Source organism: Catalinimonas alkaloidigena (assembly GCF_900100765.1).
In the GTDB taxonomy this organism is placed as follows: domain Bacteria; phylum Bacteroidota; class Bacteroidia; order Cytophagales; family Flexibacteraceae; genus Mooreia; species Mooreia alkaloidigena.
Genome location: NZ_FNFO01000005.1, coordinates 247,172 through 262,459 on the forward strand (window position 1 = coordinate 247,172; position 15,288 = coordinate 262,459).

Sequence of the window (15,288 nt, forward strand, 5' to 3'; positions counted from 1 at the left end):
AATCCCCGATGTGTAGACCTGATCCCGGTGTGGGTCCGTGGCGATCTGCGGTCGGTGGCGGTGACGCCAACCCAAAGCAAAAAGTAGGGACGTGCCGAGGGCAAGTCAGGTGTACGAGAACAGACCCTTGCCGTGTAGTGGGCTCTGTGTCAAGCGACTGTTCTCGTTTCGGGGCCAAAGATAAAACCCGACGTTGCGGCGTAGCCCGCATAAATCACGTCACATCACACATGTATGATTCAACATATTTTGATGCCAAGAGACAAGCCCCCGCGACCGGTGTAGGTCGTCACGGCGTCGATGGCCAACAGAGGTAACGCCGGTGGAGCGGACAGCGTACACAAAATGGCCGGTGTTGCAGGAAGAAAGCGGGAGCAGCCACAAGCTGGCTGTGCTAAGTCTCACGCTTATCGGAAGGGGCGGATCTGCTGCTGTACCGATAGCCGCACGCCGAGGTTGTCGGTCAGCTCGCCCCCGTCGAACCCGATGGCTCCGGAAACCGAGAAGCCGCTGTGCGGAGAACAGTAGGTGATTTCCTGCAGGTTGTAGCTTTGCATTTTCTGGTAGAAGGGACTCCGTGGATTATTGCCGTAATTCTGCACCAGCGTCAGCACCGTTTTTCCGGTGAACAGTGCCCCTAACCGGTAGACGACGCCCAGGTGCCCCCCTGCCACACGCGTATTGACAATGTTGTCATTGCCGGGCACGCCGCCCGACGTGTTTTCCCACGAGAAGGGCACAATCGCCGGGAAGTAGTGGTGGGCACGTATCCGGTTGGTTAACAAGGGGGCACCGATCACCCGCTGCTGGTATTCCCAGCCGGTCGCGTACTTGTAATCGTTGTAGTAGCGTTCTCCCTGCAGGTAATTCGTATAGATCACCTCCACCACGAGGCGCTGCAGCACCGCATCGGCGTAACGCGGCACGAAACTCACGCCGGTCACCTGATCCAGGTTCAACAGTCGGGTGGCCACCGACAGCTCATACGGCGTCTGGTGGTAGAGGCGAAGCATGCCCCACGCCGTTTCGTACGACAGCCCCCCTTCCACCACCGCCCGCTGGTCGGCCCCGGTACCGCGCCGCAACAGAACAATGCGGGCAAATTCGCGGGTAGACCGATCGGCAGGAGCCTGTTCACTTCGGCGACCGCCCCAGATCGCGTAATGATGAAAGCCCCCGAACAGACGGAAGCGACGTTTCCCGATCTGCAACAGTGCGTGCTTCTCGTGCAGGTAGGAGTGCTGGTACCAACGCTGTCGGCCCAGCCAGCCGTGGCTCATTCCCCCTTTGAACTGCAACCAGCCGCCGGTAAAAGGCACCGGCGTAAACTCGGTGACCGCTAGGCCTACCTGTGGAATGGGCTGAGCGTTCCCGCTGATGCCCAGAGAACCGCTCGACAGCACCGGATCGACTTCCTCACGTACATCTTCGAAGGCACCGACCCGCACTTCCCAATGACGATAGCCGGCTTTTGCGAAAGCCTCCTGTACAAACGTCCGTCCGAAACTGCGGTGGTTGTACACGTCGAGGCCGTAGTTCAGGTAAAGACCTTTCCGCGGGGGCGTCACCTGAATCAGCCCCGTGCGCGGATCGATCAAGTCGCCCTGCGTGTTGTACTCAACATCCACGTGTGCGTTGCTGAGCCGGACGTGCGTCGCCAGGTCCATCCCCTGATCGGCCAGCGCTCCGAATTGATTGGAGACAAGCCACAACGGCTGGTACGGCTGAGCCGCCACCGTTCCCACCGCGCCCAACGTAATCTGCAGGGAATCGAGCCCTTGCGCGGAGGCAGCTACCGTTCCTTGCAGAAAAATCAGAAGTCCCCAGAGCGTCCGGCCACTCAACCAAGTAGTTTGCCTACCAACCTTGCGCTTACACGCACGTCCACAGTACTCTGATAACGTAAGATGCATTTCTCCTGGGGATGCCCTACCGACAAGTTACACTTGCCTCAACAGGCAGTTTCTAAAAAGCAAAAGTGGGCTGCGTCAATTCCTCAACAGCATCAGTGGGCATGTTGCACTTTGGTTGCCCCCTCTATAAATGAGGATAACCCCTTCATCACCGTATTGATGTCGAGAAATCGCTCTGCGTATTGCCGGGCTTTCTCCCGCACGTCTTCCTGATCGGCATAGAGTGCCCGCCTGATGCCCGCATTCAAAGCGTCCTGGTTCTCGGCTGCTACCAAAAGGCCTGCCCCATATTTACGCACCAAGGCGTGTAAACTGGAGCCCTCATTTGCCGTGATTAACGCCAGTCCGCCTACCGCCAAAATAGTTGTCAGTTTCGACGGCATTACCAGGTCGCTGGCGTTTGCTTTCTGGATGACCAGATGCAAATCCGCCATGTTTAAAAACTGCGTAAACTTCTCGAGAGGTTGCAACGGAAAGAACAGCACATTAGGCAACGAGAGCGCTTGTGCCAGTTGTTGCAGTCGCTCCTGATAAGGGCCCGAACCGCAGATCACGAATTTGACCGTTGCATCGTTCTGCAAGGCCTGAGCTGCGTACAGAATGGATTCAAGGCCCTGCTTTTCGCCGATCGCTCCCGAGTAGAGTACCACCTGATCGGTAGGCGCAAAGCCGAACATTGTTTTGAGCTGATCCCGGCCAGCAAGAGGGTAAAACCGCTGGGTGTCTGCCCAGTTCGGTAAAAGAGCAACGGGCTTCTCGGCTTTTGCTTCCACACGCTGCACCATGCCTTCGGAGATGGTACTGATCCGGTCAGACTGGCGAAAGATGAACGTTTCTAAGCGAAACATCAGGCGAATGATCAGAGGTGACTTGATCATCTGCAGATCGCGGGCGGCTTCTATCTGCAAATCCTGAATGTGGTACACCATGCGCGCGCCCCGGAGTTTCCGATACAAAACAGCCAGGAGTCCGATGTGAAACGAGGGCACCACCGAAATCACCACGTCAAAAGGTTGCTGTACCAGCAGAGGCAGCATGCGAAGGAAAGCAGACGAAGAAAACGTCAGATCTTGTAAGATACGTTTCAGGCCCGAGGGTTGTGCAGGAACGTACTGAGGACAGCGGTAAACCGTCACCGGAACGCCCCCTTCAACAGGCAAGGTCTCTTGCAAGTACCCAAATCGTTTCTTGGCATAAGGAGGTTGTACCTGCCAGTACGGATAGTAGGGATAGGTGGTGATCACCGTACAGGCGTATCCCTGCCGCGCCAACCAGGCCACCATCTCGCCATTGTACTTTCCGATGCCGGTAGGTTCAGGCGAAAAATTTCCCCCGATCAACAGTATCCTTTTCTTCATATCGTGTTACAATCTCGCCGTTCTACGTCTAAAATTCGGATGTCTAACCAGCAATCACGACCCTGTAAGAGCGTGAAAGCCCATTTTTCTGTGCTCCCCAGCCAGACGTCTCATTACCGTGATCAGCTGGGTTTGTCATTTCATAAAGGCAATTCCGCTCAAAACGAAACGCTCAAGGCGGCGCTCAAAGACGTATACGTCGCATACGTGCCTGATAACCCGAGGGTGAAGGCGCTGAGCCGGCAGCTTACTCCGGCTTGCAATGCCAAAGGATAGTAAGGAATTGCGACTTTAATTGGGTTCTTCACATCCTTAAAGTATAACTCATAATAAGGGTCTTCATCTGTAGGACGAACTGCTATCTGAGGATAAATTCCCAATGTTTCCACATACGTTCTTCCGATGCTGTACCGCAACCCGGAAAAGAATGTAAATGCACGCACCTCTTTGGAGAGAATGCATTCCAGAATCAAGGATTCCGCTCGCAGCTGTAGCTTCTGGTCATCATAATGTGAAGGGTCTTTCTGCTGCTCGGTACGTACTACTTCCTGGCCGTTAAGTACCTGATGCCAACTTCCAACCCGCTCAAAGTTTCCCTGCACGCGCTGACGCGCATAGGTGAGCCCGGCCGTTACGGAAAAGGGCAGGTAGCGCACAAAAGACTGATGCAACCGGTGCGTCACTCCTATCCCCCACATCGCCGTTGCATAATTAGTACCATCACTACGAAATTTGATGCTAGGCAAAAGGCGGGTGCGCAGTTCGGTACCTTTCATAAGGCCTAAATTTAGCTGAAGCGAAGGCAAAGGAATGAGCGGAACCCCCACCCCTTCCGGCATAGGATACGTCGCAATAACCGCCTCCTCGCCTGAACCGGGAAGAGTGGTGGTGACGTTAAGCTGAGGTCCTAACGTATGCGCACCCAAGGCTGTAGGCGTCTGACTTCCGTAGCCCGCTGCCAGTTGAGTCGTCGCCTCCAGACCAATCGCCGTCACGTCAAAGCTCTTTTGATCAGGGGGCACAAACGCGGTCGTCAGGGTGACGCCTACCTCTACACGACCGGGGGTCAGCGCCTCTCCGCCAAACAACCACCCCCGGTTTAAATTACTGTTGATGCTTTTAGCAACAGGCATAAAGTAGGCACGGGCCAGGAGGTCAGCGTTGGGCTGTCCGCTCAGGATAAAAAAAGAGACTTCGCTTTGCCCAAACGCAGGGCAGAACCTCTGGGTAAAGAAAAACAAGATGCACAAGAAAACTCTTTTCACCGGCAAGGAGGCATTAACGCATCCAAATGCGGAAGCTAGTGATAAATTGTCTGTCAGCTTACTGAAAAATCTTGGTCACGCACACATTTCCTCCCCAGGCGTTGTTCAACAGATTGCCCACGTCGAAGGCCGTACTGTAACGCACCCGATAACCGTTACTTAATTTTTTTTTTCCTTCCAGGTAGGCGGAAAATTGCCCCACTTCCCGGAAGACATTCTCGCCGGGATCGTGCGGTACCCGCTGGTTGTTAAACCAGAAATACTCGACATCACTGGTCCAGTACGTGCCGTAATTGCGTGAGTAAGAAACCTTGCCAGTAAAAGTCCAGCGCTGGTAACAGGCTTCAACGCCTAAATGGGTCAGGAAGACACGATTGTTGATGAAATAGTCTTGCGGAGCGGAAGCCTGCCCTTCTCGGGCCATGTGTCGAGGCGTGATGAAAGGCGTACCAATCCCCCTGCCCCGATACGAGTATCCATCCGCATAGACCGAATGATTGTAATAGTGCTCTGGCCCGGAAGGTGTCCAGGGAGACCAAATCTCGCCGGCCTGGTTCTTGGTGAACAAGACTTCGAGCAATAGTTTCCGCCACTGAAGCTTCTGGGTAACTGGCTGCTTATTGGTGAGACTTACGCCGTTCAAGCCATCGCGTAGATTGGCTAAGTAGCGAATGGCTCCTTTGTCGTAAAAGTGCTGACGATACACCGCTAGTTTCACCGTGGGGAAGTCATAATCAAACCCAAAATCAATAGAACCGAGTTGATTACCAATTTTCGAGATATTTTCGCTACCGACTACTTTCTTTCCCGTAAGTACATAGAAGTAAGCTTTCTTAGAAGCGATGGTAAAATCGTCGCCGAAAATCTGTTGCTCGTCACCCCAGAGGACCATGTGATTAATTCCTGCATACAACTTTAAGGGGCTATCGGGTTTGCCGAGTCTGCCGTAAGCCGATAGCATATGAAACCGAGTGTTTAACTTAGGGGGAGCATTTCCAAACCTGATGTCTGTCTTCCCCAGCCACCCGTGTACAAAGTTCCCTTTGATAGCCAGCCTCCTTCCCAGGATCGGAATACTGTAGAATTCAGGAATGGCCAGATCCACCTTCGGAATGCCCAGGGCATTACCCGAAAGGGCAATGGAACCAGAAGATAAGGTAGAATCGACCAATCCGATTTGACTCTTTGCCCGCCCTACCTTCGCTTCGAAAATGCTCAATCGTGCCTTGGCGTAACCTTCGATCAATAAGAATTCGGCCGTCTTGCCTGCATTTCCGCGTCCTTCAAAAGAGAGTCCCCAATCCACCAAACGTTTGCGATCGGTACGATAGTCTTTTCGAAGGCTTCCTACGATGCTGACAGAGGGGCCTGCAACAGGAACGCTGCCGAAACGATTGGCTTGCATCCAAAAGGGAATGGATTGAAGCGATGTAATACTGCCTTCTACAGACATACTGTAGTGAAAGGTACTGCGTTGTGCATGTCCTTGAAAAATCAATCCAGCAAAAGTAAAGGCGAGAAATAGCCAGATGCATTTCATGGAACAAGCTCGTCATCTATATTTCCTCTACTTACTAATGTCAATTTCAGACCTCCAACGGATTTTCTCAAACGCAGGTGGATGTACCCGACATATCCGATTTGCGCCTAAATCGGAAGTCACAATTGATCCTACCGTTACTACGGTATCAGTGCCTACGGTTACGCCAGGTCCAATAAAACAGCCGGCACCGATCCAGCACCCGTCTTGCAGGGTAATGGGGCCATTGCGGTAGGGCATTGACGGCACCCGAAAGTCGTGATTTCCACCACACAGGAAGGCGCGCTGCGAAATGCATACGTTGCTTCCGATACGCACGGGTTCGAAGTTGAGAATAAAGGCTTCTTCTCCAATCCAGACGTCATCACCTATCTCCAACTTCCAGGGAAAATGAATATTCACTCGTGGTTTAATAACCACTCTACTTCCTACATGCGCACCAAATAAACGAAGTATCGAAGCCTTTAAGTGATGTGGATACGGCAACGCCGATAAAAAGAACACTATTTTCACAACGTACCAAAAGCCTTCTTTCCACTTCGCAACACCTCTATCTAATCCTACTGAAGGATTAAACTCTTTAAGCTTTACCTGTGAAATAAAGTGCTTTTCCACCATAGCTCTCATATCAACAAAGCTGAGCTTCTTATTAATTTTCTATCAGGTTAACTCGCAAAACAGTAAGCATACTGCTCAGCCTACTTTTAATAGACTTGCCAGGGAAAAAGGTCCTAAATTCCGATATAAGCTTCTGATTGTAGTTCATATCAGACTCAAAAGACGTAACAGGATGAGATTTTACTTGTTTTTTCTGGTTGCGCCAGTTCAATCTAACTTTATGAACACCTGTACCATCAAATCCAATATTCGTAATTTTACTATGAGCACTCCACACACAACGCCCATTATTTTTAAACAAATAAAAATACCACCTAATTTGCCAAGAGTTAACCCTGCCTTCTAAATAACTTTGCAAAAAACTAGAAAACGTATCCCCGGCATAATTAAACTTTTTAACTTCAGAGGGATTCGACAATAAGGCTTTATACTCAACCTCATTATTAAAGTCACATTCTTCCCAACACTCTTTCCAAGTTCCCCATCCCCAGGAACAAGGCCATGGAGCGATATAGGTATCATTATGATTCTTGTATTTTAGAGGAAGCCCGAATCCTGAGATATGCTTTACTTCAGGCACCGCTTCATAAAAATCAAAACAAGCATCCATAAAAGACACAAAATCATTACTTGGAACACAATCATCCTCTAAGACCACAACTCTATCATAGCCCTTATCGAACAATAGACTTACTCCTCTTATGATAGATTTAGCTAGTCCTACATTCTTCCCTTTGTACTCTTTTTGAACTTCACACCAATCTATCTCATCTATTAATTTACGAGTTTTCACTACCCCCTCCATATCGTCTTCGCAAGCAGGAGCGTCGGCAAAAACATAAAGCTTATCAATACCATTTTCCTTTAATCCTGCGAGAACTTGTTCAGTATGATCAGGCCTACTATACACAAACAAGGCAATAGCTCTTTTTTTCATTTTAAAGTAAAGTCATACTTTGTATTAATAAAACATTTGTAACAATCAAAACCGCGAATACATTTTCAACAAACGTCTCTTAAATATAATTCTAGAATCGACTAATCTAGTAGGTAGACCTATTGAAAAAACAGATGCCATAAAATACCAGTATGGCCCATTAGAATAAATGGCTCCTGAGAAAAAAGATGCAATTGCATATTGAATAAAAAGCAATGCAACCCAAGTATACTCTGAACTATACTGTATATGTTTAAAAGCTCTATACATTGCCATAAGCAACAACCCAATAAATGGCATGCCACCAATTACACCGGTAGACATAAATCCTTCCAAATAAATATTATGAGGATAAAAGTGATACTTCTGCTCTTCTAAAGAATTACCAATTAATGGAGAATCAACAAATTGATCAATTGCTCCATCCCACTCATCCAGCCTTATACTACCTGACTCATCTTCACCGTCAAACATTCTCTCAAGCCTCCTAACAGCACTACTACCTGAGACATCAATAAAAGAAAAAATTTCACCACTAAAAATAAATCCAAAAGCAAATACACAAAACAGATAAATAAAAAACTTTTTACTACTATAATAAAACATATACACCGCAGCGACAATGATCAACGACAAAATAGGACCTCTAGAGGCAGCCATAATGACTACTATCATTCCTACGACAATACCTAAAATACTAACCAACTTAACATAAATATTACCATCAATCAATTTACTAAAAAAGCAATACAGAGACATCACAAACAAAGAGGCACCAAGATGACCTAAAAATATAGGACTAAATTTATCGTTAGACAACCTGCCATTTCTAAATTCCTGAGACTGTATCTTATCAAGAACTGAAATCAAAACAAAAACCGACGCAATCAAAAGAATCACCAGCAAGGCAATTACTATCTCTCTTTTAAAGAGCTTAATTTGACTAAACCTAAAAGCAATAAAAGGTATAAAGCACACTCCATATGCGAATAATATATAATTATAAGATGGGAGCCGTAGGGGCGTAGTAAAGAAAACAGTATCTAGCAAAATCCGCAAGGTATACATCAACACAAATGCCACAAATAGCAAACCATCAATACTATTAATAAGCTTTACATTTTGTATATTGAATGCTATCAAAACCACAGAAAGCATTAGAAAGAGAAGTCTGAATAATATAAAAGGCACGCTTGAATCAGTAGAGATATTTAATATTTCTACTATGCTAGAAACAATAGCCAGTCCTGATAGACTAAGGACATAGGTTATAACAGTAACTCTTTTTTTTAAATTTAATGTCATTAATAATATTAAATTACGTCCTTAAACCTTTCCAATGAAGTTCCATTTATTATTCTGTCAACAAAACAGGAGATAGCTCTGATATAGCCATAATTATTAAATATCAATCTATACTTCTCCTTTCTTACCCTCGCACTTCTTTGAGTTGAAATCCCGTTTCCTTCATAGACTGCAACCAAAGTATCTATGTATTTAAAACCATATCTTTTGGTCTGATATATCCTATTAACTAATTCATAATCAGCATATATTTTATACTTTGTATCATAAGTCAATTGTTTTTGTAATATTCTTTTATTAAAAAACATAGATTGATGGTTGCCCATCATTATACCATATTCAAGAGCCTTAAGAGGCAACGGCAATCGTATATGATCATTATTGCCTTTATACATTGAATTACCATAAATAATAGCATAGCTCTCGTACTCGCCCCATGGAATAGATTCTAAAACTTGACTAGAGCAGAATGTATCACCGCTATTCATAAAGTTGATCCAATGGCCAGAAGCTTTAGCAATGCCTTTATTCATAGCATCATATATCCCTTCATCTGGTTCACTCCTCCAGTAATCTATATTATTTTCATACTTTCTGATAATATCTGTACTACCATCTGTACTTCCGCCATCAATAATAATATATTCATAGTTAGGATATTTTTGCTCAATTACGCTTTGAATAGTTGCTTCAATAGAATCTACAGCGTTATAAGCAATAGTTATGATTGTTATCTTAGGGAGATAACCCTTCACCACACCCATACATTCCTGTTTTTTTTATTATAAACACTTAATAGTGCTGCACATTAAACTTCCGATTATTTTCTCTTAGCTTAGCTTTCCAAAGGCTTGGCTCAATCCAAGGTCTTAATGCATATTCTAAGTATCCTCTCACGTCAGAAAGCAGATGCGCACTAGTTGGCGATATATCTTTAAGATCAGTCAGTATCGTATTCATGTCGTATCCCATAGTTTTCAATCTCTCCTCCCCAATCCAATTCACATAATTTATAGCCCATCTCTTTCTTATTACACTATTCATGTTACTTTTCCACTTGCTAACCGAATCACTAGAGATACTCTTCTTAAGTTTTATATTAGGATCACCAAAGCTTCCGCTCAGTGTTACATTCTGAAAGCTGCTTTTTATTTCACTATCGTAAACCAAGCCCAAATAATCAAATAGTTTATCAAGCACTATATTATTCAGTTCCGGATTAACTAATTCTTCATAATTTAAACTAAAAGAGGTAGACTTGTTGCTTTCATAAGCATCTACTAAATTATGCAATCCGTTAAATAAATCCACTTTATACCTATATAAATTCCATTTATCATCATTAAATGTGCTCATCAGTGAACTCACTGTTGCAATAGGATGCCTCCAGAGAAACACATATTTTGCTTCAGGAAAACACTTAATAATTTCCTGAACAATCAAATGATATCTCGGGGTTTTATCTATAAAGAATGAGGCTTCTGGATGTGCTGCACCATGGTATAGCTTTATAGCTACTTCATGTACTACTTGGCGATAAGCACCAAGACCTAATTTCAGATTACCACAATATTCTTTTAACGCATTACTACTTGCCTCAAAACCATAATCAGAAAAAGTACTACCACTTTGCCTCAATGGGCTTAATAAAGGCAGTAATATCCAGGGTTCTGAAGTAGTAGCAACCTTTTCATGGTTCGCTATTATTTTTTGGAGCAATGTGGAGCCCGACCTGGGCAAAGAAAAAATAAATATAGGAGTTATACTTCCTAAGCTCATATTAATCAAACTTGTAACTAATAATAGAAACAGAAATCCCTAATTTATTTTTCAAATAGAAACTCATTGCAATATTCCAAAAGCATGTTGCAACTAGACTTGCTAAGGCTGCTCCAAAATAAGAATATGACGGTATCAAAAAGAAATTCAGTATTACATTAAGAATACCAGAAATAAGAATGATATTTTTAAATGCATTTTCGTGTTCGGTCATCTGCAGAATATACCCTACTGAGCCACAGCCAATATTAACGCATTGCCCCAAGGCAATTATAAGAATCGCTGCTTTCCCTTCAATAAACTCTTGTCCAAAGAGATTTAGTATAAATTCGGGAACAAGGAAGATACCTACGAAAAAAGGTAATGAACTCCAAAAAGTTAAGGCCGTTGCTTGACGAGCAACCTTCTGTAATCCTACAAGATTATTACGCCCCCATTCTTCTGCAAACTTAGGTGCTACAATACTATTGACGGCTAATAAACCAATAGTCGTGATATTTGTAATTTTTACACAAACATTAAATATTCCTACTTCACTATCGGATTGCATAGCTCCTAGCATTAAGGTATCTGTAGTATTCATTACTAATTGCAAAGAACTTGCTAATAGTAATGGCATTGAAGATTTCAGAAGAGATTTAAATTTTGAACCCTGGCCAAACCATTTTAACGTTAAACGTGAAAATGATGCAACTGAAATATTATTATTCAACACCATGAAACTAGACACTGCAGCAATTGTGGCTGGAATTGAATAGGCTAAATAGGGTACATTTTCGCCATTTGAAGGATAGAACCAAAATAAGAGTACTAATGTGATGGTAGCACCCAATTGCGGCCACAAGCTCTCAAAAAACGAAAACAGGTAAACGCGTTTTATACCTCTCAATCCCTCGATATTGATATACATCCATGTAAATGGGAAAACACTTAGACCAACTAATTTCAAGCTTTCGCTCAAATAGGGCTTATCAAATACTCTTATGGCAATCCGATCAGAATAAACACAAACAATCAAAGTAACCATCAAAGAAGAGAAAGAGATTAAGGCAAAAACCCTTTGATAAGTTTCAATGATATTATGATTCTGAGCTAACGCTTTGTACTTAGCAGTTAAGCGAAGTAAAATTGTATTTAGCCCAAGTTTACTTACTATAGTAGCTATGTTGATAGAAGACAAACAGATAGAAAATATTCCTAATGCATTCGCCCCATAAAATCTTGCAACTAGAAAAGTAAAAACATAGCTAAAAAGGACACCCATTAGCTTGATTCCAAATGCTGCACCTGAGTTTATTATCAGTTCAGTTAGCTCAACATCGCCTCGTAATTTTTCTTTTATTTTAACCCACATGGCCTGCATGAAGCTAAAGCTAATTAAGGGCTCTTTTCAATTTTTCCTTCTTTGTTCCATTCTCCCCATACCCATACCCATACCCATACCCATACCCATACCCATTATTTTTAGAGTCATTCAATATGACCATGCTATGAGGCATTTTATTATTTTTATAGATATCTTCTACAATGGCTAATTGCGCTTTAAAGGTATAATTGTAGCGAACCACATAAATAGTTGAGTCTACATATGGAGCCAATGCAAATGTATCGGCCACCTGGCCTACAGGAGGCGAATCAATTATTACATGGTCAAACTCAGTCTCAAGTTCACTGATTAACTGTTCAACTTTTCTACTCATCATTAGCTCTGCGGGGTTAGGAGGAATAGGACCTGACCCAATTGCATAGAGTTGAGGCACTTCCACTACTGCATTGATTAGATCGCTAACTATAAGATCATCAGAAATTATATAATTAGTCACACCTAAATTATTTACAATACCTAACTCTTGCATCAATTTTGGCTTACGTAGATCGAATCCCACTATAACCACCTTCTTTCCTGATAAAGCTAATGTAGCTCCCAAGTTGATACTAAAGAAAGTCTTACCTTCTCCACTTTGGCTTGATGTTACTACAGTCACTTTATTTTTCTTCCCCAAAGTTGTGAATTGCAAGTTAGTTCTAATTAACCTAAATAATTCCGCTATTGGCGTGCGATTATTCTCAGTAACAACTAGAGTTTTTTTCAATCCACTATTAGGTATTTCTCCTATTACCGGTGTTTTTGTAACACGCTCTAGATCTTTCAAATCATTTACTTTATTATCAAATATGCTACTAACAAATATGACCCCAAAAGGAATACTTATTCCTAAAATAAAAGCAATTAATAGGATAAGTAACTTTTTAGGACTTACAGGATCATCGTCAGCCACTGGCGGATCAATAACACGGGAATTTGGAATCGTAGAAGCTAATGACAAAGCGGACTCCTCTCTTTTTGTCAATAGAAACAGATAAAGTTCTTGCTTAATAACTTGCTGTCTGTTAATTTCTAGCAATTCACGCTCAATGAGAGGCACCTTCTGGATTCTAGATTCAAATTGCCTAGAATTAGCCTTTAAGTTTCGACGTGTTATTTCTAATCCGCTCTGAATATTCTTAATATTCTCTAAAATATTGTACTTCAGATTTATCAACTGCTCATTTACATTTAATACTATAGGATTCTCTGGTTTGCTGAGTCGAAGTAGTCTATCTCTCTCTATTTGCAATTCATTATATTTATTAACCAAACCTAATAAAGTAGGATCTTGGATACTTAGCGAACTTGGAACAAACTCATATTGATTATCTGGTTTCTGCAAATAATTCTTTATGGAATTTAACACATCTACTTGAATATCAAACTCAGCTAGCTGTTTATTATATTCGCTAGCACCCTCAAGATATAATTGCGCTTCTGAGCTGACATTTGTCAACTCATTTTGACGCTTATATTGCTCTACATCTTTCTCCACATTTGCTAACTCGATTGTCAAGCTTTTAAGGCGCTCATCTATGAATTCAATAGTATTTGATGCGATTTGGTTTTTATCTTCTATTGACTCCTTGTTATATAGCTCTATTAATTTACTGATAATATCTATGCCTTTTAAAGGCACTGGATCGTTCAAGCTAATGCTCAGTACTGTAGCATCCTCGTTTACAGTTCTGATTGACAGAATTTCATTGTAATCATTTGCCAGTTTTCTCAAGTCATGGAACTTTACAATTACGTCCTTATTTTCAAAGGCTCCGCTATTTCCTACAACAGTAAAAGTTCCAAAAGTTTTTTGTATCTCTTGTCCAAATTGATGTGACGTAGTTTCTATATTTCCATTGTCATCTTCATATTCTAATTGAAAATCGTTACCTGTAGCATGGATTGTCACAATACCATCAAACATACTCGAATCGATCGCCTTTACGAATACTTTAACCGGTGACTCATAACCATAGACTTCTACATCTCTAATCCTTCCTTTCACATAAATACTAGTTTGGAGAGATAGTTCAGAAAGTGTCCTTTCCATCAAACTCTTTGATCTCAATATTTCAATTTCATTTTCTAAATTATTAGAAGTCTGGAATATATCAAGCTCTTGAAATATATCTTGTCGTGAGAAACTAGGGCCAGCTTCATCATCCTTAATTAATAGAGTACCCCTAACATTGTACTTAGGCGAAGTGTATCTTAAATACAGGAATGCTACTATTGAACACAATAAAACACTGGCAACGAACCAATACCAGTAACGCAAGTATCTATTAAGAATCAATCTTATATCAATCTCTTCTTCAACCTCAATTTGAGTTTGAGTTAACCCTTTGTCTACCATAATTTACAATACTCTTGTGGCCACTACAATCAGGAGTGTAGTGACAGAGGCTATTATAGAAATAGTTCTTGTATTTGTACTAGCTTGTACCTGCTTCATACGGTCTGGCTCCACATATACCACATCATTTTGTTGCAAATAGAAGTATGGAGAATTCAAAACAGATTTATCATTTAAATTCAATCGTGTAGCTGTTCTTGCCCCTTGCTCTTCACGTATTATTAATACGTTTTCACGCTTACCGAAAATGGTCATGTCACCAGCCATACCTAAAGCTTCCAAAACACTAATTCGCTCAGAAGGAATTGTAAAGGTGGCAGGTCGGTTTACTTCCCCTACCACAGTAATTTTGTAATTCAAGAACCGTATGTATACAATAGGCTCCTTCAAGTACAACAATAAAGCTTTGGTAAGGGTATCTTTTGCCTGTGTTTTAGTAAGCCCAGCTAACCTTGTTTTTCCTAATACTGGAAAGTCAATAAAGCCTTTTTTATCTACAATATATCCTTCTCGATAAACGTTTTGTGGATTATCCATTGCACCATATGCGGTAGTAGTTGTCGGCATAACCACTCCCCGATTAAACAGCATGTTTGATTCAGGACTCAGACTTGTCACCGTGATATTCAGCAAATCGTCAGGCTGAATTTTCGGCTCAGTAGCATTATTGACACTATCTTGATATATCCCCTGAATAGGAAGATTGCTAAAATACGTCAGGTTGCGTCGTGTGCACGACGTGAAACAGATTGCCCCCAGCAGGCAATAAATAAGTACTCTCATGTAAAGTTCACTGATTCAACTGCACGTGCCGTACCGCATTGGAGGTACAGAGGGAGCTGATAGTC

12 protein-coding genes are annotated in these 15,288 nt (G+C 42.8%); all 12 read right to left on the minus strand.

Features of this window, described 5'->3' with window-relative positions; genetic code table 11:
- Positions 1-407: 407 nt before the first annotated feature.
- The 12 genes from BLR44_RS14760 to BLR44_RS14815 all read right to left on the minus strand — a co-directional run bounded on the left by BLR44_RS14760 (position 408) and on the right by BLR44_RS14815 (position 15,223).
- Positions 408-1,844, minus strand: a complete 1,437-nt coding sequence (locus BLR44_RS14760) for a capsule assembly Wzi family protein (RefSeq protein ID WP_176956056.1) — start codon at positions 1,842-1,844, stop codon at positions 408-410.
- A gap of 161 nt (positions 1,845-2,005) precedes the next feature.
- The gene (locus BLR44_RS14765) at positions 2,006-3,271 is read right to left on the minus strand and encodes a WcaI family glycosyltransferase (RefSeq protein ID WP_089683223.1); all 1,266 of its coding nucleotides are present in this window, start codon (positions 3,269-3,271) and stop codon (positions 2,006-2,008) included.
- A 158-nt stretch (positions 3,272-3,429) separates the two neighbouring features.
- A complete protein-coding gene (locus tag BLR44_RS14770) occupies positions 3,430-4,536 on the minus strand; it encodes a DUF6588 family protein (protein ID WP_143017305.1) in 1,107 nt (368 codons plus the stop codon).
- Positions 4,537-4,594: 58 nt separating this feature from the next.
- Positions 4,595-6,076, minus strand: a complete 1,482-nt coding sequence (locus BLR44_RS14775; protein WP_089683228.1) for a capsule assembly Wzi family protein — start codon at positions 6,074-6,076, stop codon at positions 4,595-4,597.
- A 27-nt stretch (positions 6,077-6,103) separates the two neighbouring features.
- Positions 6,104-6,703 carry a WcaF family extracellular polysaccharide biosynthesis acetyltransferase gene (locus BLR44_RS14780; RefSeq protein WP_218127091.1) on the minus strand — a complete coding sequence of 200 codons (600 nt, stop codon included), beginning with the start codon at positions 6,701-6,703 and terminating at the stop codon, positions 6,104-6,106.
- 22 nt (positions 6,704-6,725) lie between these two features.
- Positions 6,726-7,631 (minus strand): glycosyltransferase family protein, encoded by a 906-nt coding sequence (locus BLR44_RS14785; RefSeq protein WP_089683236.1) that lies wholly within the window; start codon positions 7,629-7,631, stop codon positions 6,726-6,728.
- Between the two features lie 45 nt (positions 7,632-7,676).
- Complete coding sequence (locus tag BLR44_RS14790; RefSeq protein WP_089683239.1) at positions 7,677-8,936, minus strand: O-antigen ligase family protein; 1,260 nt, start codon at positions 8,934-8,936, stop codon at positions 7,677-7,679.
- An 8-nt stretch (positions 8,937-8,944) separates the two neighbouring features.
- Entirely contained in the window at positions 8,945-9,700 is a 756-nt protein-coding gene (locus tag BLR44_RS14795) for a glycosyltransferase family 2 protein (protein ID WP_089683243.1), read from the minus strand.
- 28 nt (positions 9,701-9,728) lie between these two features.
- Positions 9,729-10,715: a sulfotransferase family protein gene (locus BLR44_RS14800; RefSeq protein ID WP_089683246.1), complete on the minus strand. Its 987-nt coding sequence runs from the start codon at positions 10,713-10,715 to the stop codon at positions 9,729-9,731.
- 1 nt (position 10,716) lies between these two features.
- Positions 10,717-12,069, minus strand: coding sequence for a flippase (locus tag BLR44_RS14805; RefSeq protein WP_218127092.1), 1,353 nt, complete (start codon positions 12,067-12,069; stop codon positions 10,717-10,719).
- Between the two features lie 19 nt (positions 12,070-12,088).
- Positions 12,089-14,440 carry a GumC family protein gene (locus tag BLR44_RS14810; RefSeq protein ID WP_089683251.1) on the minus strand — a complete coding sequence of 784 codons (2,352 nt, stop codon included), beginning with the start codon at positions 14,438-14,440 and terminating at the stop codon, positions 12,089-12,091.
- Between the two features lie 3 nt (positions 14,441-14,443).
- The gene (locus tag BLR44_RS14815) at positions 14,444-15,223 is read right to left on the minus strand and encodes a polysaccharide biosynthesis/export family protein (RefSeq protein ID WP_089683254.1); all 780 of its coding nucleotides are present in this window, start codon (positions 15,221-15,223) and stop codon (positions 14,444-14,446) included.
- Positions 15,224-15,288: the final 65 nt, after the last annotated feature.

What these genes read in the sequence shown, in the direction of transcription:
- BLR44_RS14765 (WP_089683223.1), bottom strand. Translation starts at nt 3,271, where the DNA reads ATGAAGAAAAGGATACTGTTGATCGGGGGAAATTTTTCGCCTGAACCT.
- BLR44_RS14775 (WP_089683228.1), bottom strand. Translation starts at nt 6,076, where the DNA reads ATGAAATGCATCTGGCTATTTCTCGCCTTTACTTTTGCTGGATTGATT.
- BLR44_RS14780 (WP_218127091.1), bottom strand. Translation starts at nt 6,703, where the DNA reads ATGAGAGCTATGGTGGAAAAGCACTTTATTTCACAGGTAAAGCTTAAA.
- BLR44_RS14785 (WP_089683236.1), bottom strand. Translation starts at nt 7,631, where the DNA reads ATGAAAAAAAGAGCTATTGCCTTGTTTGTGTATAGTAGGCCTGATCAT.
- BLR44_RS14790 (WP_089683239.1), bottom strand. Translation starts at nt 8,936, where the DNA reads ATGACATTAAATTTAAAAAAAAGAGTTACTGTTATAACCTATGTCCTT.
- BLR44_RS14795 (WP_089683243.1), bottom strand. Translation starts at nt 9,700, where the DNA reads ATGGGTGTGGTGAAGGGTTATCTCCCTAAGATAACAATCATAACTATT.
- BLR44_RS14800 (WP_089683246.1), bottom strand. Translation starts at nt 10,715, where the DNA reads ATGAGCTTAGGAAGTATAACTCCTATATTTATTTTTTCTTTGCCCAGG.
- BLR44_RS14805 (WP_218127092.1), bottom strand. Translation starts at nt 12,069, where the DNA reads ATGTGGGTTAAAATAAAAGAAAAATTACGAGGCGATGTTGAGCTAACT.
- BLR44_RS14810 (WP_089683251.1), bottom strand. Translation starts at nt 14,440, where the DNA reads ATGGTAGACAAAGGGTTAACTCAAACTCAAATTGAGGTTGAAGAAGAG.
- BLR44_RS14815 (WP_089683254.1), bottom strand. Translation starts at nt 15,223, where the DNA reads ATGAGAGTACTTATTTATTGCCTGCTGGGGGCAATCTGTTTCACGTCG.